At 55.0% G+C, this 20914-nt stretch carries 19 protein-coding genes and 3 pseudogenes; 4 read left to right on the top strand and 18 right to left on the bottom strand.

Going from position 1 to position 20914, the window contains the following annotated elements; genetic code table 11:
* Nucleotides 1-4: 4 nt before the first annotated feature.
* The 5 genes from cyaB to dusC all read right to left on the bottom strand — a co-directional run bounded on the left by cyaB (nucleotide 5) and on the right by dusC (nucleotide 4983).
* Nucleotides 5-547 carry a class IV adenylate cyclase gene (gene cyaB / locus H0248_RS11465; protein WP_180786027.1) on the bottom strand — a complete coding sequence of 181 codons (543 nt, stop codon included), beginning with the start codon at nucleotides 545-547 and terminating at the stop codon, nucleotides 5-7.
* Nucleotides 548-945: 398 nt separating this feature from the next.
* Entirely contained in the window at nucleotides 946-1494 is a 549-nt protein-coding gene (locus tag H0248_RS11460; protein ID WP_180786098.1) for a hypothetical protein, read from the bottom strand.
* Nucleotides 1495-1510: 16 nt separating this feature from the next.
* Nucleotides 1511-2458: a homocysteine S-methyltransferase gene (gene mmuM, locus H0248_RS11455; protein ID WP_180786026.1), complete on the bottom strand. Its 948-nt coding sequence runs from the start codon at nucleotides 2456-2458 to the stop codon at nucleotides 1511-1513.
* Nucleotides 2451-3863: an S-methylmethionine permease gene (mmuP, locus tag H0248_RS11450; protein WP_180786025.1), complete on the bottom strand. Its 1413-nt coding sequence runs from the start codon at nucleotides 3861-3863 to the stop codon at nucleotides 2451-2453. The genes mmuM and mmuP overlap by 8 nt, the downstream gene beginning before the upstream one ends.
* A 187-nt stretch (nucleotides 3864-4050) precedes the next feature.
* Nucleotides 4051-4983, bottom strand: a complete 933-nt coding sequence (dusC, locus tag H0248_RS11445) for a tRNA dihydrouridine(16) synthase DusC (RefSeq protein ID WP_180786024.1) — start codon at nucleotides 4981-4983, stop codon at nucleotides 4051-4053.
* Nucleotides 4984-5355: 372 nt separating this feature from the next.
* On the opposite strand from dusC, the gene pepT reads away from it, so the two are divergent.
* Complete coding sequence (pepT, locus tag H0248_RS11440) at nucleotides 5356-6585, top strand: peptidase T (protein WP_180786023.1); 1230 nt, start codon at nucleotides 5356-5358, stop codon at nucleotides 6583-6585.
* A gap of 82 nt (nucleotides 6586-6667) precedes the next feature.
* Here pepT and H0248_RS11435 read toward each other — a convergent pair whose 3' ends face one another.
* Complete coding sequence (locus H0248_RS11435) at nucleotides 6668-7540, bottom strand: helix-turn-helix domain-containing protein (RefSeq protein WP_180786022.1); 873 nt, start codon at nucleotides 7538-7540, stop codon at nucleotides 6668-6670.
* 115 nt (nucleotides 7541-7655) lie between these two features.
* On the opposite strand from H0248_RS11435, the gene H0248_RS11430 reads away from it, so the two are divergent.
* A complete protein-coding gene (locus tag H0248_RS11430) occupies nucleotides 7656-8555 on the top strand; it encodes a DMT family transporter (protein WP_180786021.1) in 900 nt (299 codons plus the stop codon).
* Between the two features lie 38 nt (nucleotides 8556-8593).
* Here the strand turns inward: H0248_RS11430 and rhlE are convergent.
* The 7 genes and pseudogenes from rhlE to H0248_RS11395 all read right to left on the bottom strand — a co-directional run bounded on the left by rhlE (nucleotide 8594) and on the right by H0248_RS11395 (nucleotide 17254).
* Nucleotides 8594-10043: pseudogene (gene rhlE, locus H0248_RS11425) on the bottom strand (ATP-dependent RNA helicase RhlE).
* Nucleotides 10044-10463: 420 nt separating this feature from the next.
* Entirely contained in the window at nucleotides 10464-11276 is an 813-nt protein-coding gene (locus H0248_RS11420) for an IucA/IucC family C-terminal-domain containing protein (protein ID WP_180786020.1), read from the bottom strand.
* Nucleotides 11266-12117: an ABC transporter ATP-binding protein gene (locus H0248_RS11415; RefSeq protein ID WP_180786019.1), complete on the bottom strand. Its 852-nt coding sequence runs from the start codon at nucleotides 12115-12117 to the stop codon at nucleotides 11266-11268. The genes H0248_RS11420 and H0248_RS11415 overlap by 11 nt, the downstream gene beginning before the upstream one ends.
* A gap of 12 nt (nucleotides 12118-12129) precedes the next feature.
* The gene (locus tag H0248_RS11410) at nucleotides 12130-13161 is read right to left on the bottom strand and encodes a FecCD family ABC transporter permease (RefSeq protein ID WP_180786018.1); all 1032 of its coding nucleotides are present in this window, start codon (nucleotides 13159-13161) and stop codon (nucleotides 12130-12132) included.
* On the bottom strand, nucleotides 13154-14143 hold the full coding sequence (locus H0248_RS11405; protein ID WP_180786017.1) for a FecCD family ABC transporter permease: 990 nt from the start codon (nucleotides 14141-14143) through the stop codon (nucleotides 13154-13156). Before H0248_RS11405 ends, H0248_RS11410 begins: the two co-directional genes overlap by 8 nt.
* Nucleotides 14140-15159: an ABC transporter substrate-binding protein gene (locus H0248_RS11400; protein WP_180786016.1), complete on the bottom strand. Its 1020-nt coding sequence runs from the start codon at nucleotides 15157-15159 to the stop codon at nucleotides 14140-14142. Before H0248_RS11400 ends, H0248_RS11405 begins: the two co-directional genes overlap by 4 nt.
* Nucleotides 15149-17254: a TonB-dependent receptor gene (locus H0248_RS11395; RefSeq protein WP_180786015.1), complete on the bottom strand. Its 2106-nt coding sequence runs from the start codon at nucleotides 17252-17254 to the stop codon at nucleotides 15149-15151. The genes H0248_RS11400 and H0248_RS11395 overlap by 11 nt, the downstream gene beginning before the upstream one ends.
* A gap of 552 nt (nucleotides 17255-17806) precedes the next feature.
* On the opposite strand from H0248_RS11395, the pseudogene H0248_RS11390 reads away from it, so the two are divergent.
* Together H0248_RS11390 and H0248_RS11385 are read left to right on the top strand one after the other, a co-directional pair.
* Nucleotides 17807-18004: pseudogene (locus tag H0248_RS11390) on the top strand (secretion protein HlyD); the annotation flags it as partial.
* Between the two features lie 16 nt (nucleotides 18005-18020).
* Nucleotides 18021-18284: pseudogene (locus H0248_RS11385) on the top strand (ABC transporter permease); the annotation flags it as partial.
* Between the two features lie 70 nt (nucleotides 18285-18354).
* Here the strand turns inward: H0248_RS11385 and H0248_RS11380 are convergent.
* The 5 genes from H0248_RS11380 to moaB form a co-directional block, all read right to left on the bottom strand.
* Nucleotides 18355-19062, bottom strand: coding sequence for a Bax inhibitor-1/YccA family protein (locus H0248_RS11380; protein ID WP_010297658.1), 708 nt, complete (start codon nucleotides 19060-19062; stop codon nucleotides 18355-18357).
* A gap of 112 nt (nucleotides 19063-19174) precedes the next feature.
* Nucleotides 19175-19627: a molybdopterin synthase catalytic subunit MoaE gene (gene moaE, locus H0248_RS11375; RefSeq protein ID WP_180786014.1), complete on the bottom strand. Its 453-nt coding sequence runs from the start codon at nucleotides 19625-19627 to the stop codon at nucleotides 19175-19177.
* 2 nt (nucleotides 19628-19629) lie between these two features.
* The gene (gene moaD, locus H0248_RS11370; RefSeq protein WP_010280925.1) at nucleotides 19630-19875 is read right to left on the bottom strand and encodes a molybdopterin synthase sulfur carrier subunit; all 246 of its coding nucleotides are present in this window, start codon (nucleotides 19873-19875) and stop codon (nucleotides 19630-19632) included.
* On the bottom strand, nucleotides 19872-20366 hold the full coding sequence (gene moaC / locus H0248_RS11365; RefSeq protein WP_180786013.1) for a cyclic pyranopterin monophosphate synthase MoaC: 495 nt from the start codon (nucleotides 20364-20366) through the stop codon (nucleotides 19872-19874). The genes moaD and moaC overlap by 4 nt, the downstream gene beginning before the upstream one ends.
* A gap of 18 nt (nucleotides 20367-20384) precedes the next feature.
* Nucleotides 20385-20903, bottom strand: a complete 519-nt coding sequence (gene moaB, locus H0248_RS11360) for a molybdenum cofactor biosynthesis protein B (protein WP_039499377.1) — start codon at nucleotides 20901-20903, stop codon at nucleotides 20385-20387.
* Between the last annotated feature and the right edge of the window lie 11 nt (nucleotides 20904-20914).

The following is a 20914-nucleotide window of genomic DNA, read 5'->3' as shown; positions in this document are numbered from 1 at the left end:
ACAATCAATTAAAGCCTAATAATTGATAATAAGATTTCGTTTCAATATTATCCAATGGCAATTGAAGCCGTAACGCACACTCTATACACCGTTCTCTGAGTGCTTTCAACTCGGTCTCATCATCGGTCATTACCGATATTTCCACGAAATAACCCAGTGATTCAATATAATCGAGCGTAATATGGAAGGCGTTTAAAAAGTAGATGCTGCGGATTTTATGAATTTCAAAAAGAGGTCGATACCCCAACGTCTGTAACATGCTGTCGGTTTTTTCAAAGTCCTCCACGTTAACCGCTTCACAGCGATCAATGCCAGGTCCTTTCACGATCCAGAGCTTAATGCCCGATGGCTCCATGCGGCGCACCCGCATTTTGATATTTTGCTGTTGCAGGCGATTCTCTGCATCATCGTAATAAACATCATGTTCTTTATTTTCAAAGACGAAAGCCTCGGGATGAAGGCTAAAAAGCGTATTCCTGAAAACGGCTATATCGTCGATGCGAAATTTAAGTTCAACTTCATATTTCCCTGTGAAATGTTCAACCATGTTCTTTCCCCTCACTGGATTCCCTGAAATAACATTGACTCTCCGCCACATCATTCAGCGTGTTATTACGCTGCAATACGGAAATTCAAGATAATAATGGTTCAGTCATCCGCAAAATAGATCATACAGGTAACATAATATGACCCAACGGCCGTCCTCTCATCCTCCTTGATTAACACCCCACATCCTGTCACATCCTGGTACTTCGATAGCATAACCTTGATAATCACCCCGCGTTATTACCTTACAACGTCAGATATCCCGATCGCAATTTCCTGACAACGACTATCTGTAGATGAATACTATCGACGCTTTCCCAGCAAAAAAAGACGGTCAACGACCTTGCTGGACGTTGACCGCCGTTAATAGTAGCTGAGAAGGGAAAAACCGCTAGTTCTTCACGCCGCAACTGCTGGTAATCGCAAAATCAATGCAAAATCGAAGCGATGATGATGCATAAACTCACGCAAAATCAGCAATCGGGCGGAGAAGGCATTCTCTAGCGGAATTCCCTCCCAGGTCGCGGGGCTTCCCAGCATGACGCGCTCCAGACGTTTAAATGTCCGCTCCATGTCATCCTGCGGCAATCGCCAACCTGCATCCTCTTCTTCTGCTCCCGAAATCTGAGCAATAGTGACCAAGGCAGGGTCGAAAGAAAACAGAACGGAATCCGCAGGAATATCGTGGCGAATGCGCGTCACTTCATCCTCTACCGCCATGATCGCCCGCTCCATTTCGTCCGGTGTTGGAGGAAGATGCCTGAAAAACACCGCCGCCGTTTTGTCAAAACCGATGGTCAATTGCAGGGTTGCCGACGGTTGTGATGACGCCCCACAGACAACCGTCGTCTGCTGCTCGCCAATGTACAACACCGTTACCGGCACACCCGACGCTACGCGCTGTCTGGCAAGCGAGTACGTCTGTTGCAGATTCACATCATTTTCCATCACGGCATCCCCTTATTTAGTGCTGCCCCTCATGCTGGCAGCGGCATGCAATATCGGCGATATCCGCAGGTGTGGTGCGGCAACAGCCGCCAATCAGCCGTGCGCCAGCTGCTTGCCACGCGGGCAAATACGCGGTCAACGAGCAGGCGTCATCATGAACGCTGCTCCAGGTTTTCGTTACCGCATCATACTGCTCGCCGGAATTGGGATAAACCACCAACGGCAACTCCGTCAGCGAGGACAGGTGCGTCAGCGCGGGTGTCACGTTTTCCAGCGCGATGCAGTTGATACCCACAGCGACCACCTGCGAACAGGCGTTGACTCGCGCCAGCACCGTGCGCAATGGCGTGCCGTCGCTGAGGTGCTCGCTGTCACGCAGCGTGAAAGAGAACCAGGCCTGCGCCTGAGGGAACTCGGCCAGTAACGCAATCAATGCCTCTATTTCAGCAAAAGACGGCAGCGTCTCGCAAGCCAGCAGATCGGCACCTGCCTCGTGCAGCGCCGCGATACGCGGCCGATGAAACACCATCATCTCGGCCTGCGGCAGTTGGTAATCACCACGATACTCCGAACCATCCGCCAGATAGGCACCGTACGGCCCTACCGATCCCGCCACCAACAGCGTTCCAGCCTGCAGATTATCGCGACGGTAATCATCTCGCGCCTGCGCCGCCAGCTGTACGCTCTTAGCAATCAGTGCCAGTGATTCCGCTTCGCTATACCCGCGCGCCTTAAACCCTTGCGGTGTCGCCTGATAGCTGGCGGTAATCGCACACTGTGCCCCCGCCTTGAAATAATCGAGATGCACCTGATAAATCAGCGCCGGGTTTTCAACCAGCACTTTCGCCGACCACAGCGGATCCGTTAAATCACAGCCGCGCGCTTCCAGTTCGGTCGCCAACGCGCCGTCCAGTACAATCGTTGAGGCCGTCGCCAGCATTTCGGTAACCGTATTTTTACGCAATGTCTTCCGCTCCCGTTAACCTACGTTTCTTCATTGACTGCGTGAAATAATAAGCACCATAGCACAGTGCGACAAACGGAATTCCACACCACAGTGCAATCCGCTGGCTTGGGTCAAACGCCAGCCCGACGCAGGCTAGCAGACACAATAGGAAGCCAAGAATCGGCGTGATGGGGAACCAAGGGGCGTGATATTGCAGCTCCGAAAGCGGTTTTCCCGAGCGGACATGGTGACGGCGGAACATATAGTGCGAGGCACAGATACTCAACCACACCGCCACTACAGCAAAGCCAGAGATCGCGGACAGCGCCACATAGACGGTATCCGGCGCGACCACGCTGGAAAACAGCGCCAGCAACCCGCCCAGCATACTGACGGAAATAGCAAAAAGCGGAATGCCACGGCGCGTCAGACGAGAAAAACGGCGCGGCAGCGTACCTTCGTTGGACAGCGACCACAGCATACGCCCAGAGGCATACAGCCCCGAGTTAGCGGCAGACAGGATCGCCGTCAAAATCACGAAATTAAAAATGTCGGCGGCGTAAGGAATACCAATCTTTTCAAACACCAGCACAAACGGGCTTTTAGCGATACCGGCCTCTTCCATTGGAATGATCGCCGCCAGTACCAGCACCGTGCCCAGAAAGAAGATCACCAGTCGCGCAACGGTAGTACGAATCGCCATCGGCACGACCTTCTGCGGATTCTCGGTTTCTCCAGCCGCGATGCCGATCAGCTCCGTACCGGAGAAGGCGAAGTTTACCGCCACCATCGTCATCAGGATCGGCAGGCCGCCGTGTGGGAACCAGCCAGACACGGTAATGTTCTGGAAGAACGGTGCGGGTGAACCGTCCTGCATCGGAATAAAACCAAACATCGCGCCAGCGCCGAGCACGATAAAAGCGAGAATCGTGACGACTTTAACGATAGAGAACCAGAATTCCCCTTCGGCAAAGAAGCGGGACGACACGATATTCAGCAAATAGATCAGCACACAAAACAGTAAACACCAGGTCCAGACCGGCACCTGCGGGAACCAATACTGCATGCAAAAACCGGCGGCGGTCAGGCTGGATCCCAGTGCAACCGTCCACGTCAGCCAATACAGCCACGCCACGGTATAACCTGTAGCGGGGCTGAGATAGCGCGACGCATACACATGGAACGCGCCGGTTTCCGGCATCGCGACGGACAGCTCACCCAGACTCAGCATCACCAGATACACCACCAGCGCGCCGATCAGATACGCCAAGAGCGTCCCCGCCGCGCCCGTCGTGGAAATAATGTAGCCCGTATTAAAAAACAGACCGGTGCCGATGACGCCACCGAGCGAGAGCATCACCAAATGGCGAGCTTTCATGGTGCGCTTAAACTGCCCTTCCGTGCCTGATGCGTGTTGTTCCATGGTGACCCTTCATTATAGACGTCTAAACTTCCAGATAGATGGAGTGTTATACCGCCAACCGATTCGTAAAGTAAAGTACAGGCCAGCGGGAGAGTGATGAGATGCGTTAAATCTGAACAGCATGATGGAAACACGAAGCGTAGGAAGGCAGATGTAAGAAAGCAGATAATGAGGAAACGGTGAGTCTCTATGGCTCACCAATCACGCGTGCAATATCCGTTGAGGTCTTCAGGGTGCGGATCTCACTGAATAACTCGGTGGCGTCGTCGTACTCTTTACGCAAATAGCCGAGCCACTGTTTGATGCGCGCGACGTGATACAGTCCCGTGTCGCCCTGCTTTTCCAACTGCACATATTTTTGTAACAGCAGCATGACTTCCGGCCACGGCATACGCGGTTCGTTATACTTGATCACGCGGCTCAGGTTCGGCACATTCAGCGCGCCACGCCCGATCATCACCGCATCGCAGCCCGTTGTCGCCATACAGTCCTGTGCGCTCTGCCAGTCCCAGATTTCGCCGTTGGCAATCACCGGAATCCGCAATCGCTGACGGATTTCCCCTATTGCCTGCCAGTTAATGCATTCGGCTTTATAACCATCTTCCTTCGTTCGCCCATGCACGGCCAGTTCAGTTGCACCCGCCTGCTGCACCGCGTCGGCAATCTCAAACTGGCGAGCGCCGGAATCCCAGCCCAGACGGATTTTCACCGTGACTGGCAAATGCGCAGGCACCGCCTCACGCATCGCTTTTGCGCCCCGATAAATCAGCTCGGGATCTTTTAACAGCGTCGCCCCGCCCCCACTGCCGTTCACCAGTTTCGACGGGCAACCGCAGTTAAGATCGACACCATATGAGCCCAGTTCTACCGCCCGCGCCGCATTTTCCGCCAGCCACTGGGGATATTGTCCCAGTAACTGTACGCGCACCAGAGTACCTGATAGCGTGCGGCTGGCATGGTGTAGCTCCGGGCAAAGGCGATAAAAGGATTTAACCGGCAGACACTGATCCACCACGCGTAAAAATTCGGTGATGCACAGGTCATAATCATTTACTTCAGTCAGCAGTTCTCGCACTAATGAGTCGAGAACCCCTTCCATCGGGGCAAGCAGAACACGCATAACGCTACTCGGTAACCATTCGATCGTTAATCACAGCCATTCAGGCCAAAAAAAGCAGGCAATCTTAGGGGGTATTGTACGGGGAACGCAACGGGAAAGATAACGCTGGGCAGGCCATGAGGTAACCTCGGCCGCTGAGGCGACCGCCAGCGTCAATCGTATTCCTGCTTTTTTCATTCCAGTTCTCGCTTGTTGTGTTATTCGTGTCCCATTGTTGTGTTATTCGTATCCCATTTAGTGTATTTGCTTTCTGACGTCCCCTGCCTGAAAGAGAAAAGCCATGACAATAAAATGACCAATAAAACCACCGAATGAAATAATTTTTACGTTAGGATAACAATCCTAGCTATTACTGAATGAAAAGGATTCGTTATGACAGACAGTCTGGCTCATCAGCTCAGCACGCGTTTTTATCGTTACCTCGCCGTCACCAGCCAAAGCGATGCCAGTTCGACAACGTTGCCCAGCACGCCGGAACAGCATGAGATGGCGCGACTGCTGGCGGACGAACTGCGAACACTGGGCCTACAGAATGTGGTGATTGATGAGCACGCCACCGTGACAGCAGTGAAGCCGGGTAACTGTCCGTCCGCACCGCGCATCGGTTTTATTACGCATATCGATACGGTTGACGTCGGCCTGTCGCCGCATATTCACCCGCAAACGCTGCGTTTTACCGGTGAAGATCTGTGTCTGAATGCCGAACATAACATCTGGCTACGCACGGCGGAACACCCGGAAATTCTGCCGTATGTTGGGCAGGACATTATTTTTAGCGACGCTACCAGCGTACTCGGCGCGGACAACAAGGCCGCCGTTACCGTGGTCATGACGCTCATGGAGAACCTGACTGACGCGACGCCGCATGGCGATATTGTGGTGGCCTTCGTACCGGATGAAGAAATTGGGCTGCGTGGGGCGAAAGCGCTCGATCTCAAACGCTTCGATGTTGATTTTGCCTACACCATCGACTGCTGCGAGCTGGGTGAAGTGGTGTATGAGAATTTCAATGCAGCTTCCGCGGAAATTCGCTTTACCGGTGTGCCCGCGCACCCGATGTCGGCGAAAGGCGTGCTGGTTAACCCGTTGCTCATGGCGCATGACTTTATCAGCCAGTTCGATCGCCAGCAGACGCCGGAGCACACGGAAGGACGCGAAGGCTATGTCTGGTTTAACGATCTGACGGCGAACGCTAATGAAGCGAAGCTCAAAGCGTCTATCCGCGATTTTGATTTAGCCACGTTTGAACAGCGGAAGCAGCAGATTGCCGCAATCGCAGAGAAGATTGCCGCGCAGTACCCGACTGGCAACGTGACCTACACCCTCACCGATATCTACAGCAATATCAGCAACGCCATCACCGACGATCGCCGCGCCATCGACCTACTGTTTGCCGCACTGGACACGCTGGACATTGAACCCAAAGTGACGCCAATGCGCGGTGGCACGGACGGCGCGGCGCTGTCTGCCAAAGGGTTGCTGACGCCAAACTTCTTCACCGGCGCGCACAATTTCCATTCGCGCTTTGAGTTTCTTCCTGTGCCGTCATTTGTGAAATCGTATGAAGTTGCGCTGAATTTATGCCTGCTGGCAGCGAAATAATCGCGTCCAGAAAAGCGTGAGGCGGACACTCGTCCGCCTCAATAACGCCTCACTGACTGTTTGCCCGTCTACATTTTCCGCTCTACTTCTGCGCCAGCCTCAGCGCCGACGGCGTCAGACCGTATTCCTTTTTGAATTGGTGGCTTAGGTGGCTGGCGGAGCTGAACCCGCAGGCCAGCGCGATGTCCGTGATCGGCTGCGTACCGTGACGCACGAGCGCTTCCGCGCGAGCCAGCCGCTGTTTCAGCACATACTGATGCGGTGCCATTCCCACACTCTGGCGAAACATGCGTGCGAAGTGAAACTCGCTAAGCCCCGCCTCCGCCGCCAGCGTCTGTAGCGTCAGCGGCTGATCGAGATGTGCCTCAATGTGCATCTTGCTGCGCTGTAGTACCGAGGGTGCCAATCCGCCGCGCACCGTCGGCAATTCCCACTGCAACTGGGTGTAGCCACGCAGCACCTGAATCATCAACAGCGTTGCGGCGCTACTCAGCACAAGCTGGTTTGCCGAGTCGTCCCAGCGATTGCTGAGCAGAAATTGCCGATACAGCGAGGTAATCAACGGATCGCTACCAAATATCCGCTCTTCCGTGCAGATTGATGCTGGGCTGCGATCCCAGGTTTGCTCGGCCAACTGCCGCAGGTGCGCATCGTCAAAATACAGGTGCACAAAATCAAGGTCGCCACGAATGTCCCAGGTCGATGAGCTCTGTTTCGGCATCAAGCAGAAACGATCCGGCCCGCCGCCGTTATGCCAGCCGTCCGCCGTTTTATGATAGCTCTCATAGCCACCGGCGGTATAAAGGCTGAGCGTATGGTGTTCGGTGTTTTCCATCGTGACGCGATCGTGACGGTTAAACCATGCGGCCAGCCGCACGCCGGAGGTCAGCTCGACGGTGTCGCGCAGCTCGGTTTTATGATGCAGCATGGTATCGAACGCTTTATAACGATGCATTGCTGCCTCCGTTTTTCACTTAACCGCAAGATTCTGTTATTCACCGCAAGGTGCTGAAAGCCCGCGACAAACGCACGCGTCATACTACCGCTATGCACTCATGCGGAATCATTCAATGAATACCTTACTCTATTTTTCTGTCGTCCTGATTTGGGGCACAACCTGGATCGCGATTAGCCTGCAACACGGCGAGGTCGCTGCCGAAATCTCCGTTTTCTGGCGCTTTGCGCTGGCATCGGCCATCTTGCTGACGTTTCTGGCCCTGACGCGCCGCCTGCGTCCGCTTTCGTCACGCGCTCACCTGCTGTGTATGGTACAAGGGCTATGCGTATTCGGCGTCAACTTTCTCTGTTTTTACCACGCCATCGCCTGGATTTCGAGCGGATTGGAATCCATCATTTTTTCGATGGCGGTACTGTTTAACGCCTTTAATAGCCGTATTTTCTTCGGCCAGCCGTTAACACGCAACGTGGCGATCGCCACACCGCTCGGGCTGATCGGCATCGTCGCGCTATTCTGGCATGACCTGATGCAAATCGACGCGCAGCCCTATCTGCTGTGGGGCGTGGGATTGAGCATTCTGGGCACCTACTGCTTCTCGCTCGGCAATATGATTAGCGCCCAGCACCAGCGACAGGGTCGCGACATACTGACGACCAACGGTTGGGGCATGGGATATGGTGCGCTATGGATGGGATTGTTCAGCCTGATTCAAGGGTATAACTTCGCACCGGAGTACAGCGCCAGCTATCTGGGTTCCCTGTTCTATCTGGCTATCTTTGGTTCGATCATCGGCTTCGGTGCCTACTTCAGCCTGATCGGTCGCATCGGTGCCAGTCAGGCAGCGTATACCACGCTGCTCTTTCCGCTGGTGGCACTGTCGATTTCGACACTATTTGAAGACTACCAGTGGCGGCCCAACGCGCTTATCGGCCTGTTGCTGATTCTGGCGGGCAACGCGGTGATGTTCTACCGTCCACGCCATCCGACCATACAACCTGCCACGGCGAAATAACGCGATAAAAAAAGGGAGCCAATGGCTCCCTCTCGATTTTACTTGTCCGCGGGCTTACTGCTATTTTGCGGACGCGGCGCGCGGTGCGCGGCGTTGGCCTTCACCACTACTCTTGCCGCCATTCCCTTTTCCGCCAGTACCCCACGGGCTATCGCTATTACCGCCCGCTTTACGCGGCTGGCGATTGCCATCGGCCGGACGGCGTTCGCCCTGACCTTGGCTACGCTCAGACTGACTGCGTGGCGCACCAGACTGTGCGCGAGGAGAGGCGTTACGCGCACCACCGCCGCCACCGCCACGGTTGCCCTGACGGCCATTCACAATCGGCTCGGCCTTGATGGACGGATCCGGCTCGTAGCCTTCGATAGCGATACGTGGAATCTCACGTTTCAACAGACGCTCGATGTCACGCAGCAGTTTGTGCTCATCCACACAGACCAGTGACAGCGCTTCACCCGTCGCTTCCGCACGACCGGTACGACCGATACGGTGAACGTAATCTTCCGGCACGTTTGGCAGCTCATAGTTCACCACGTGCGGCAGTTGGTCGATATCCAGACCACGGGCGGCGATATCCGTCGCCACCAGCACACGAATGCTGCCGTCTTTAAAGTTTGCCAGCGCACGCGTACGCGCGCCCTGACTTTTATTACCGTGGATAGCGGCAGCGGTAATACCGTCTTTTTCCAGCAGCTCAGCAAGGTGGTTAGCACCATGCTTGGTGCGGGTAAAGACCAGCACCTGCTGCCAATTATTTTCACCAATCAGCTGTGACAACAGTTCACGCTTTCGACGCTTATCAACAAAATGCACGTGCTGCGTAACCAGTTCAGACGGCGTATTACGACGCACGACTTCAACCGAGGCAGGATTCGTCAGCAGCTTGTTCGCCAGCGCTTTGATCTCATCAGAGAAGGTCGCGGAGAACAGCAGGTTTTGACGTTTAGCAGGCAGCTTCGCCAGCACTCGGCGAATGTCGTGAATGAAGCCCATATCCAACATACGATCCGCTTCATCCAGCACCAGAATCTCAATCTGTGACAGGTCAACGGCGCGCTGATGCTCCAGATCGAGCAGACGTCCCGGTGTTGCCACCAGAATATCTACGCCACCGCGCAGTTTCATCATCTGTGGGTTAATGCTCACGCCACCGAATACGACCAGTGAACGCAGGCTCAGATACTTGCTGTAAGCCTTCACATTTTCATCAATCTGCGCAGCCAACTCACGGGTTGGTGTCAGGATCAGCGCGCGTACCGGACGGCGACCTTTCCCTTTATGCTGCGCTTCACGGCTGTTCAGCAGTTGCAATAACGGCAGCGTAAAGCCTGCTGTTTTACCCGTACCGGTTTGTGCGCTGGCCATTAAATCACGCCCTTCCAGCACGACAGGAATCGCCTGACGCTGAACAGGAGTAGGATCGCGATAACCCTGCTCATCAATCGCACGCAGAATATCGGCACTCAGGCCGAGAGAATCAAATGACATAAAAAGAACAACTCCAGATCCGCTCTGACCGGACAGCAGCCGGTGTAGTTTTCAGAGGGTCAGTAAGACGGGTTTGCTGGGCCACTATTTACGTAACAACTTACGTAACACTTCACGTAACAACGACATACGCAACAACCACGGTGAACGAGCACAACTACGGTGCATGACTGCGGACGATTGTAGCAGAGATTCTATCCCCGTCATACTTCAAGCTGCATGTGCGTTGGCTTCTCTTAAATACTCGGCCCGTCGTGGGCCTCGCCCTAAAGGGCCGCTGCAAGCAGCGTTCAAATCTGCTCCCGGCAGATTTGTCACCCCAGTCACTTACTGGTGTAAGCTCCTGGGGATTCCCGCGTTTGCCGCCTGCCTGCAACTCGAATTATTTAGGGTATAACTACGAGAGGATTTTTATCTGCATCAGCCCGTTTTTCTGGCGGGGCGCAGTAAGGGGCAATTTTGACAGTATTCCTGCGGCTGCGATGCCTTGTAATAAAAACAGCAGGTGCGGCGAAAGCGCACGTCACGAAAGCTAACCGAACGCCCCGCGACGGGAACCCGCGTTTTCGCACGAAAGAACGGTTTCAGCGGATTATCATCACCGCCAAAACGTTCGCCGGGCGCAGCCAGCAAGGCATCAAAGTCCTGCTGTACCTGCTGTGCCAGCGTCATTCCCGGCGAGCACTCCGCCACCGGATCATCCCACTCAATGCGCTGTTCGTATAATGAAAATACCCGTACCGCAACGTTTTCCCACAGAATGCGCAGCGGCGCGCCCGACACCGTCGACAGCGTATGCAGGATCGGCGACAGGTGTTGAGCAAACAGCGTGTCGAACAGGCTATCTCGCCACGCGTCTCGTTGCCCCAATTCCGGCTGGGAGGCGGTGAGATCGTAAAGCGGCATGGTCGATGTCCACAGGCGAGCGTGTCCGAATTCCAGCACGCTGTTATCCAGCGTCATGTTCAGCCCTTTGTTATACACCGACATGGCGTACAGGCTGGCGGCCGTGGTTAAGAAGCCAATCCGCTTCGCCAACAGCGAAGCGGTAATTTTGATTGATGGCGACAGCAGCGGCGGCGTCAGCGTTTCCAGCAGCCAGCGGCAATAGTCTGGATCTAACACCCTACGGCTTGGGCAGCTATCCTGCCCTGTCCGCTGTGCAGCATCCGTTAATTGCAGCGTGCCGGAGAGCATCGCCCACTGCGGTGCCGTCAGGCGATTAGCCGACATCGGCCGTTGTCTCCGCCGCTTCACGCCCAAACGGAATACACAGCGGCGTACCGAAGAACGGATCGTCAATAATGCGACAGTTCAAGTTAAACACCGTCTTTACCGTGGCTTCTGTGAGAATGTCGCGCGGGTTGCCCTGCGCAAATACCGTCCGGTTATGTACGGCCACCATGTGATGCGCGTAGCGACACGCCAGATTCAGATCATGCAGCACCATCACGATGGTTTTGTGCTGCTGCGCGTTCAACTCCCGTAGCAAATCCAGCACCTCCATCTGATGCGCCAGATCGAGATAGGTCGTCGGTTCATCCAGCAGAACGATGTCGGTATCCTGCGCCAGCGTCATCGCGATCCAGACGCGCTGGCGCTGCCCGCCGGACAGCGAATCCACCGCGCGATCCTTTAACGCCAGCACGCCGGTGCTGCGCAACGCCTGAAGCACTTTTTCTTCATCCGTGGCCGACCACTGTTTCAACCATGACTGATGCGGGTAGCGCCCCATCTTCACCAGTTGATAGACCGTCAGGCCTTCCGGCGCGGTCGGCGTTTGCGGAAGAATCGCCAGTGACTTCGCCACCTCAATGGTGGATTGCCGATGAATATCCGCCCCGTTAACAATAATCGTCCCGCTCGTGGGCTTCAGCAGGCGGGCAAACGACTTCAGTAACGTGCTCTTGCCGCAGCCGTTACTGCCCACCAGCACCGAGATTTTCCCGGCTGGCAGCGTGATATCGAGCGCATCAATCACGACCTGTTTTTCGTAACTCAGCGTCAGCGACTGGCTGGCAATCGCCTCGCGGTCAGTTGGGGGGATGCGTGTTGGCTGCACATTCTCTGGCATAATCTTGCAATCTCAATAACGTTGCCGAAGCAATAAATAGATAAAGAAAGGCGTCCCGAGCACGGAGATAAAAATACCGGCAGGCAGATCCAGCGGCAAGAACGCCGTGCGGCCAATCAAATCGGCCACCATCACCAATAAACCGCCCGTCAGCGCCGACACCAGCGCCAGTCCGGGGAATGAACGGCTCGCCAGCTTTTTCGCAATATGCGGAGCCAGCAGACCGACAAAGGCCATCGCGCCTGCATAGGCAATCGCCGCCCCAGCCAGCGCGACGCTCAGCGCCAGCAGTGCAAGCCGGATGCTTCCGACAGATTGCCCAACGCCGCAAGCCAGCGCGTCATCCAACTCATGCACGTTAACGTGCCGCGCCAGCCCCACTAAAAACGGTGCACCGAGCAGCAACCAACCCGCTAGCTCAGACACATGCTGCCACTGCGCGCCATAAATACTGCCCGTCAGCCACACATAGGCCGTCAACGTGGTGCCTATCGGGCTAAACACCAGCATCATCGTGACCGCCGCGCCCATAATGGCGGACAGCCCAACGCCAACCAGCACCAGACGCAGCGGCGATGCGCCCTGCTTCCAGGCCAGCAGATAAATGGCGACCGCCGTCACCCACGCCCCACCCATTGCTGCCAGCGGCAGCCAGCGCTGGCTTATCGCCGTCGCTAGGAACGAGAGGAAGAACACCGCCGCCGCCGATGCACCACTGGTAATCCCCAGAATATCCGGCGAGGCCAACGGATTGCGCACAATGCTTTGCAGAATCAGACCGGATATCGCCAGCGCGCCGCCCACCAACAGCGCCAGCAGCGCGCGCGGTAAACGCAGGTCATTGACGATAAAATGCACGCCGCTGTCTGCTTTTCCCAGCAGCGCCGACATCACCTGCGCGGGAGACAGCACCACCTGCCCTAATGACAGCGACAGGAACACGACGGCTAGCAACACCAGCAGGAGCGACAACGCCACCGCAGACGTGCGGCGATCAATCTGGCGCGAGACCATTCCCACGCGCACGGTATACACCTTACCCATACCGCATCCCCCTTCTCGCCAGATAAATGAAGAAAGGCGCGCCCAGCAGCGCGGTCATCGCCCCGACGGGTACTTCCTGCGGTACGATCAGCAGACGCGAGGCGACATCAGCCAGCAGCAGCAGCGTGGCACCGAAAATCGCACAGCTGGGCAACAGCCAGCGGTGATCGGCAGACAGCACGCGACGCACAATATGCGGTACGATCAGCCCGACAAAACCGATATTTCCGGCTATCGCCACCGCACCACCCGCCAGCCCAATCACGCACAACCCGGATAGCGCACGCACCAACGCGGTTCGCTGCCCCAATCCTTTAGCGATCTCGTCGCCCGCCACCAGAATATTCAGGTGACGCGCCAGCAGCAGCGCGAGGAATAGCGCGATAACAAAGTACGGCAGGAGCGGTAACAGCATCGATAGGCTGCGGCCAGACACCGAACCAGCCAGCCAGAACAGCATGCTGTCCAGCCCGTCTTGATTGATCACCAGCAGCGCTTGCGTAAACGCAATAAACAGCGCGCTAATCGCGGCACCGGCCAGCACAATGCGTAAGTGGCTGGAACGCGCATTGCCCAGCGTTCCCAGCACATACACCATGACGCCAGCCACAGCCGCACCCAGATAGGCCGTCCACGCCAGCGCGATCTGCGAGGAAAAGGTAAACACCGAAAACAGCAGGACGATGGCAAACATGGCTCCCGCGTTAATTCCGAATATCCCCGGCGACGCCAGCGGGTTACGCGTGAGCGCCTGCATTAACGCCCCGGCAACGGCAAGGCTGGCACCGACGACGATGGCAATCACCGTCCGCGACAGGCGTGTCGTTAGCACCAGTATGTGATCGATCTGCTGCGGATCGTAATGGAACAGTGAATTGAACACGGCTCCCAACGAAATGGTGATTTGCCCCAGCATCAGGCTGGCGACGATACTCAGCAGCAGCAATACGACACCCGCTGCCGTCACGATGCCTTGTCTCATCGCGTATGACTCTCCTCTGCAACATCGCTTTTTTTATCAGCAAATTCGGTCTTGCCAGCAAACTGCCTTTCGATATCGTCCAGCATCTGATTCGCACCCCAAATACCGCCAGACAGGCTCCAGGCGACGTTATCCACCGGATAAACCTGTTGCTGCTGGGGCGCATGCAGCCGCTGCCAGAGCGGGTGAGCCTGCCAGTCCCGATAGTTCTGCGCCACGGCGGGTTTGCCTGAGCGGAGCAAAACAAAGAACAGATCGGCATCCACTACCGGGATGCTCTCTTTGCTGGTGAGCTTTTGCATCACGCCTGACGTATAGCTCTCCGGCCGCGACCAGACAAAGCCGATTTCCGACAGCACCGATCCGGCAAAGCTGGCGGGCAAATAGGTACGCATGTGATCTTCACGGAATTCGAGAATGGACACACTGAGCGGCCAGCGTTCAGCGAATCGCGCTTTCAGCCGGTCACGCAGCGCATCCACGCGCTGATTCCAGTGGGATAAAATCTCGTTCGCTTTTTCTTCCTTGTTCAGCGCCACCCCCATCATCTGCACCGTTTCTTTAAATTCAGACACCCTGTCCAGCGCAATCGTCGGCGCGATCTGCGACAGCAGACCGTAGATTTTCTCATGCCGAAACGTAGACGCCACGATGAGATCGGGCTTGAGTAGCGCGATGGTTTCCAGACTGGGTTGTGTTTCCAGCCCGACCAGCGTCACGCCTTGTAATGCGGGGCGAAGGTAGCGATAAATCGGCTTCTCCGTCCATGATTCCACCACGCCAATCGGCTTGATTCCCAGTGCCACGGCAGAGTCGGTTGCACCCTGAAACAGCGTCACGATACGCAGCGGCGTCCCGTCCACGGTGGTCACGCCCAACGCATGATGAATCTGACGCGGCGATTCCGCCGCCTGCACGAACGTCACCAGCAGAAAAGACAACAACACGGCCAGCGTAAAACGCTGCCGTGTTGCTGAATTGAGAACGGAATTAAATCGGTTAAGCTTAGAAATCAATCGAATAACCCAGCGTTACCGTGCGGCCGCGCCCAGAGAAATAGCGCGTATCGTTAACAAGCCCCGCCTGCGAATAGTAGGTGATGTACTGTTTATCCAGCAGGTTCGCCACCGCAACGTTGAGGCGACCATACGGCAGCTTGTACCCCACGGCAGCATCCATCAGCAGGTAGCCGTCAAACGCCATCCCCGCATCGTCAAAACTGCGGCCAAAGGCGTAATTCGCCTGCACGAACGAACTCCATTTATCATTCCAATTCGCCGACCAACTGGTGATCAGACGATCCGGCGCGATATTCAGGCCGTTGAATTTTTTATCCACTTTGCCATCTTTATTGTCGTCATACTTTCCTTCACTGTGCGCATAGGAAGCATTAACTTTGTGCTGCTCGTTGATCTGATAGCCCGCAGTCACTTCAACACCGCGAATCTGTGTGCGCTGGCGTTCGGACAAAAATACGCCACCGCTCTCCGTCACGTTTTCGCCCAGTTTCGATTTGGACTCATAATAGCTGGCTTCAAAATCAAACTTATCCCGCTTAAAACGGAACCCCGTCTCTACGTTATCTGTCACAATCGGCTTAAAGCCGTCAAAGTTTTTCAGACTAACACCTGAACGCCTGATGGAACGCAGCGCACGCCCCACATCCGGCATACCAAACCCTTCCGAGTAGTTGGCAAACAAACTCAGTGAATCCGTTGCAGCATAGACGATACCCGCGTTATACAGCGTTTCATTAAATTTAGGGCTACCGCCTTGTACCGTCACGCTATTGTTGGACGCCAGCGTTTGATAGTCACCGACCTGAAGCTTAGCGATCTCGTGGCGTACACCCGCGTGCAATGTGACGTTATCCAGCAGTTGATATTCACCCTGAATAAACGGTGAATAGTTGGTGTACTCCATCTCCGGCACATAGGTACGCTTGGTCAGGTAGAGGTCTTGTTTACCCTTATCGTACAGCGTATCGAAACCGACCGTGACTTTCAGCGTGTCATCCAGCAAGTCGTCTTTAGTCAGCGCCAATTTAGTGCCGTACTTATTGGCTACTGAGCGAGATTGATCGTAAAGCGTCCCGCTGGGCGCTATCGCAGGGTCTTGAAACGTGTTCGAGTTCGTTGCGCCGAATAGCGCCTCATAGCGCTGATTAAATACCAACGCAGAGAGTTTCATTCCTGCCAGATCGTGGTGTTCATAAGTTAAGCCGGTCGTCCATATGCTGTTATGTGGCGCTTCACCCGGTGGTGTGCCACGCACTGAAGTAGTAGGAATACCCTGATTACGAATACCATTCACGCTGAGGTAGTTATTCTCATTTTTAATGTTATAGCGGTTTACACTCAGTTGAATGCGCTGATAGTCATCCAGCCAGTACCCGACTTTCGCTAACAGGTCATAAGAACGGGAGTCCATGGTGTCGCCCTGGGTGTTATCCACACCAACAGGCCGATTGTTGCCGTCCAGATACAGCCCCTGATTCTCATAGCCAATCGCGAACAGATAGTCGAGATAGTCTTCACGCCCATCGACCCGATAGGTAGTTTTATAGCTGGCGGTTTCACCGCGAATCTTTTCGGTGGGAATTGTGGTTTGCACGTTGACGTGCTGATTAAATGAGCCGTTTTCCGGTCGACGGGTAATGATGTTAATCACGCCCCCCGTTGCGCCCATGCCGTTGGTGGCGTTCGCGCCATGGATCACTTCGATGCGCTCGACCATCGAGTAGTCTATCGTGTGCATCTCACGCCCGGTCGGACGTAAGGGGTTGGACTGGGGAATACCGTCGATCATCACCAGCGCGGCACGACCGCGGAAGGTTTCACCGCTGCCGCTCATTTTTTGACGGCTGGGGGAGAACGAAGGCAGCAAGTTGCTTAGAATTTGTGACGAGTCGGAGGTGACCTGCATCTGCTGCTCGATTTGCTCTTTGGTAATCACCGTGACCACCTGCGGCGCTTTCTGCTGCTGGATATTCGAGCGTGAGGCGGTAATCACCATCTCATCACCGCTCGTCTCATCCTTTTTGGTCGTGTCATCCTGTGCATACGCCGGAGCAATCAGCACGCATGGCATCAATGCGAGTAAAGTGCGCATCTGGTTCACTGTCCTTCCCCTTTGGTTATGTATCCAACCGTCAATAAAAGTCACCGTCCGTGACGAGGTGCTTAACTGGAAACCACCGCCTCGGCACAGACAAAAAAATGCCAAAATGCTTCGTCTCACGCGAAACATCTTGGCGGGTATGATCGATTCATGCATAAAACGCACAGTATTTTATTCTGTACGCCGCGATCCTTACTGTCAGGTCACGATGTCAGTACCAATACACATGTAATTACTAATAACAATTATTATCATTCAATTAGATAAATTACAATCCTTTCGAATTATTCCAATTTCTCTAAAAAAATAAAGGTGTTACGCCAAATACGGGCAGTAGTAGGTGAAAAAACCGCCCGAATGCAATGTATTTTTGTGAACTTGATCACTCTATATCGCCATACCCCCTGTAACCCGTCATATGATTAATAGCTTCCAAAAATAAGTGACGAGGCGTCCTCTGAACAGCCTGTGGGATCGCTACCGCTGACAAGCAGACCGCTGATAAACAAGGAACTATTCTTGATAAACAAGGAACTGTGCGTGATGAACAAGAGAAAACTGGCGTTCGTTGCACTGGTTCTTGTCCTGCTCGGTGCGGGTTATGGTTTTTATCACCACCAGCAACAGCAGGAAAAGCCGTTAACGCTCTACGGCAATGTCGATATCCGCACTGTCAATTTGGCCTTCCGCGTCGGCGGTAGAGTGGCCGAGCTGAACGTTGATGAAGACGATGCCGTGCAGACAGACCGGTTCAACGCAGCAGGCGTTTATCGGCGTGTTCGTCTTCCTGATGCCCGCGATTCTGCTGTCCGGCTATGTGTCGCCAGTTGAGAACATGCCGATCTGGTTGCAGCACATCACTTGGGTTAACCCGATTCGCCACTTCACCGATATAACGAAGCAGATTTACCTCAAGGATGCGGATTTCAGCACTATCTGGGGCAGTTTATGGCCGCTGTTCATCATCACGCTGACCACCGGCTCGGCGGCCTACGCGATTTTTCGACGGAATACTGCGTAATAGCAGGTAAGGGAAAAAGATAGGCAGGACGCTATCTGGCGCGGAAAAGCGCCAGATAAATGAGCAAGAATTAACGACGATTGCCGAAAATACGCAGCAGCATCAGGAACAGGTTGATGAAGTCGAGATACAGGGTCAACGCGCCCACGATGGAGTATTTACGGAAGCTGTCTTTGTCATCAACGGACAACTGCTCGCCGATGTTTTTCAGCTTCTGGGTGTCATAGGCGGTCAGACCGACAAATACCACAACACCGATATAGGTCACTGCCCACATCAGCGCTTCGCTTTTCAGCCACAGGTTCACCAGCGAAGCCAGCACAATCCCGATCAGCGCCATGAACAGCATGCTGCCGAAGCCGCTCAAATCACGCTTCGTGGTGTAGCCGTACAGGCTCATCGCCCCGAACATCCCCGCCGTAATCACAAAGGTGCTGGCGATGGATTCACCGGAGTACATAATGAAAATGCTGGAGAGCGTTAGCCCCGTCAGCGCCGAATAGAGCATAAACAGCGACGTGGCGACCGTACCGCTCAGGCGCTGTACCATGCCGGAAATCACAAAGACCAGCCCCAGTTGGGCAATGATCAGTCCGAAGAAGGTGATCTGGCTGGAGAAAACAAAGTTCAGTACGGCGGGCGTATTCGCCGCATACCACGAGACGAACGCCGTCAACAGCAGGCCGCAGGTCATCCAGCCATAAACCTGTGCCATATAGGCCTGAAGACCAGACTGCGAGCGTTCAACGATTGAACCCGAGCGTGGATATCTGTCCATGATGTTACCTTTGCATAAAGTTATCTGATTAACGCGGCGCAAACCGCCCGTTTGAGGAAAGGACACTAAAAAACGCCTTCCCCGCATCCTTTTATCCTAACACAGAAATGGACTACCAGCGCTGCGCGGCCTGCTTATCACTGTCGCGTGATTCCACCCAGCGTTCGCCTTCCGGCGTCGCTTCCCGCTTCCAGAATGGCGCGCGGGTTTTCAGGTAATCCATAATAAATTGGGCGGCATCAAACGCCGCGCTACGGTGAGCGGCACTGACGCCAACGAACACAATTTCATCGCCCGGATAGAGTGCGCCCACCCGATGAATCACGCTTACACGCGGCAGTTCCCAGCGCTCGCGGGCAAGATCGACAATCTCTGCCAGCGCCTTTTCCGTCATGCCGGGATAGTGTTCCAGCGTCAACGCGCTAACGTCTTTCGCCAGATTGTGGTTACGCACCTTACCGGTGAACGTCACGACCGCGCCGTCTTCATCACACTGCGCCAGCCACTGATATTCATCACCTACGTTGAAGTTCTCTTCGCCGACCCGAATACGCGTCTCTGCCACGATCAACCTCCCGTTACCGGTGGGAAAAACGCCACTTCATCACCGTCCTGTAGCGGGTGCGTGAGCTCAACCAGCGACTGGTTCACCGCAGCCAGTAGCTTGCCGGACTCCAGCGCCAGCGCCCAGCGTGCGCCGCGTTGGCATAGCGCCTGCCGGACGTCTTCTACGGTGGCATACTCGGCAGGCAGCGACAGGCTGTCTGTCTCTATCAGTTCACGGACTTGTGCAAAAAACAGAATCTTGATCATGCGCCCTCCGCCGTAAAGTCGCCGGATTTTCCGCCACTTTTCGCCAGCAGACGCACCGGACCAATCACCATGTCTTTCTGCACGGCCTTGCACATGTCATAGATGGTCAGCGCGGCGACGGAGGCTGCCGTCAGCGCTTCCATCTCAACGCCGGTTTTCCCCGTCAGACGACACACGGATTCGATACGAACCCGATTGTTCTCCGGCTGCGCTTCCAGCTCGACAGCAACTTTGCTCAGCAGCAGCGGATGACAAAGCGGAATCAGTTCCCAGGTGCGTTTCGCCGCCTGAATCCCAGCGATGCGTGCGGTGGCGAACACATCGCCCTTGTGGTGGCTGCCGGCAATAATCATTGCCAGCGTCTGCGGTGCCATTTCAACGAAGGCTTCCGCGCGGGCTTCGCGCACGGTTTCAACTTTGGCGGACACATCCACCATCGCGGCTTCACCAGCGGCGTTAATGTGGGTCAATTGTGGCTTAGATGATGACATAATGAATAAGGCTTATCGTTAAGAGGTTTTTTTCACGTGCGGGTAAAAATTGCACGGTTTCTGGCGCGCATCCAGCTGTTCCTGAATGATGCGTTCCCATGCGGTGCGACAGGCGCGAGTCGAACCCGGCATGGCGAAAATCACCGTCTGGTTAGCCAGACCGGCAAGCGCACGGGATTGCAGCGTCGCCGTACCAATATCTTCGTATGACACCATGCGGAACAGCTCGCCAAAACCTTCGATTTCCCGATCGAACAAGACGCCAATAGCTTCCGGCACCACATCCCCTGCGGTAAAGCCCGTCCCGCCATTAATCAAAATGCCCTGCACCTCGTCGCTGGCAATCCACGCCGAGACCCGTGCCCGAATCTGGTACAGGTTCTCTTTCACGATGGCGCTGTCGACGATGCGGTGCCCCGCAGACTGCGCCGCTTCGCGCAAATAGTCGCCGGAGGTGTCATCTTCCGCCGTACGGCGTTCGGAAACGGTCAGAACCGCAAGATTGAGAGAAACAAATTCGCTGCTGACTTTGCTCATGTCAGGCTCCT

This window comes from Pectobacterium brasiliense (assembly GCF_013449685.1).
GTDB classification, from domain to species: Bacteria; Pseudomonadota; Gammaproteobacteria; order Enterobacterales; family Enterobacteriaceae; genus Pectobacterium; species Pectobacterium brasiliense_A.
The sequence above is the reverse complement of the archived record's forward strand: the minus strand, read 5'-3'. Positions and strand labels throughout refer to the sequence as shown.

What these genes read in the sequence shown, in the direction of transcription:
- cyaB (WP_180786027.1), bottom strand. Translation starts at nt 547, where the DNA reads ATGGTTGAACATTTCACAGGGAAATATGAAGTTGAACTTAAATTTCGC.
- H0248_RS11460 (WP_180786098.1), bottom strand. Translation starts at nt 1,494, where the DNA reads ATGGAAAATGATGTGAATCTGCAACAGACGTACTCGCTTGCCAGACAG.
- mmuP (WP_180786025.1), bottom strand. Translation starts at nt 3,863, where the DNA reads ATGGAACAACACGCATCAGGCACGGAAGGGCAGTTTAAGCGCACCATG.
- dusC (WP_180786024.1), bottom strand. Translation starts at nt 4,983, where the DNA reads ATGCGTGTTCTGCTTGCCCCGATGGAAGGGGTTCTCGACTCATTAGTG.
- pepT (WP_180786023.1), top strand. Translation starts at nt 5,356, where the DNA reads ATGACAGACAGTCTGGCTCATCAGCTCAGCACGCGTTTTTATCGTTAC.
- H0248_RS11435 (WP_180786022.1), bottom strand. Translation starts at nt 7,540, where the DNA reads ATGCATCGTTATAAAGCGTTCGATACCATGCTGCATCATAAAACCGAG.
- H0248_RS11430 (WP_180786021.1), top strand. Translation starts at nt 7,656, where the DNA reads ATGAATACCTTACTCTATTTTTCTGTCGTCCTGATTTGGGGCACAACC.
- H0248_RS11420 (WP_180786020.1), bottom strand. Translation starts at nt 11,276, where the DNA reads ATGTCGGCTAATCGCCTGACGGCACCGCAGTGGGCGATGCTCTCCGGC.
- H0248_RS11415 (WP_180786019.1), bottom strand. Translation starts at nt 12,117, where the DNA reads ATGCCAGAGAATGTGCAGCCAACACGCATCCCCCCAACTGACCGCGAG.
- H0248_RS11410 (WP_180786018.1), bottom strand. Translation starts at nt 13,161, where the DNA reads ATGGGTAAGGTGTATACCGTGCGCGTGGGAATGGTCTCGCGCCAGATT.
- H0248_RS11405 (WP_180786017.1), bottom strand. Translation starts at nt 14,143, where the DNA reads ATGAGACAAGGCATCGTGACGGCAGCGGGTGTCGTATTGCTGCTGCTG.
- H0248_RS11395 (WP_180786015.1), bottom strand. Translation starts at nt 17,254, where the DNA reads ATGCGCACTTTACTCGCATTGATGCCATGCGTGCTGATTGCTCCGGCG.
- H0248_RS11380 (WP_010297658.1), bottom strand. Translation starts at nt 19,062, where the DNA reads ATGGACAGATATCCACGCTCGGGTTCAATCGTTGAACGCTCGCAGTCT.
- moaD (WP_010280925.1), bottom strand. Translation starts at nt 19,875, where the DNA reads ATGATCAAGATTCTGTTTTTTGCACAAGTCCGTGAACTGATAGAGACA.
- moaC (WP_180786013.1), bottom strand. Translation starts at nt 20,366, where the DNA reads ATGTCATCATCTAAGCCACAATTGACCCACATTAACGCCGCTGGTGAA.
- moaB (WP_039499377.1), bottom strand. Translation starts at nt 20,903, where the DNA reads ATGAGCAAAGTCAGCAGCGAATTTGTTTCTCTCAATCTTGCGGTTCTG.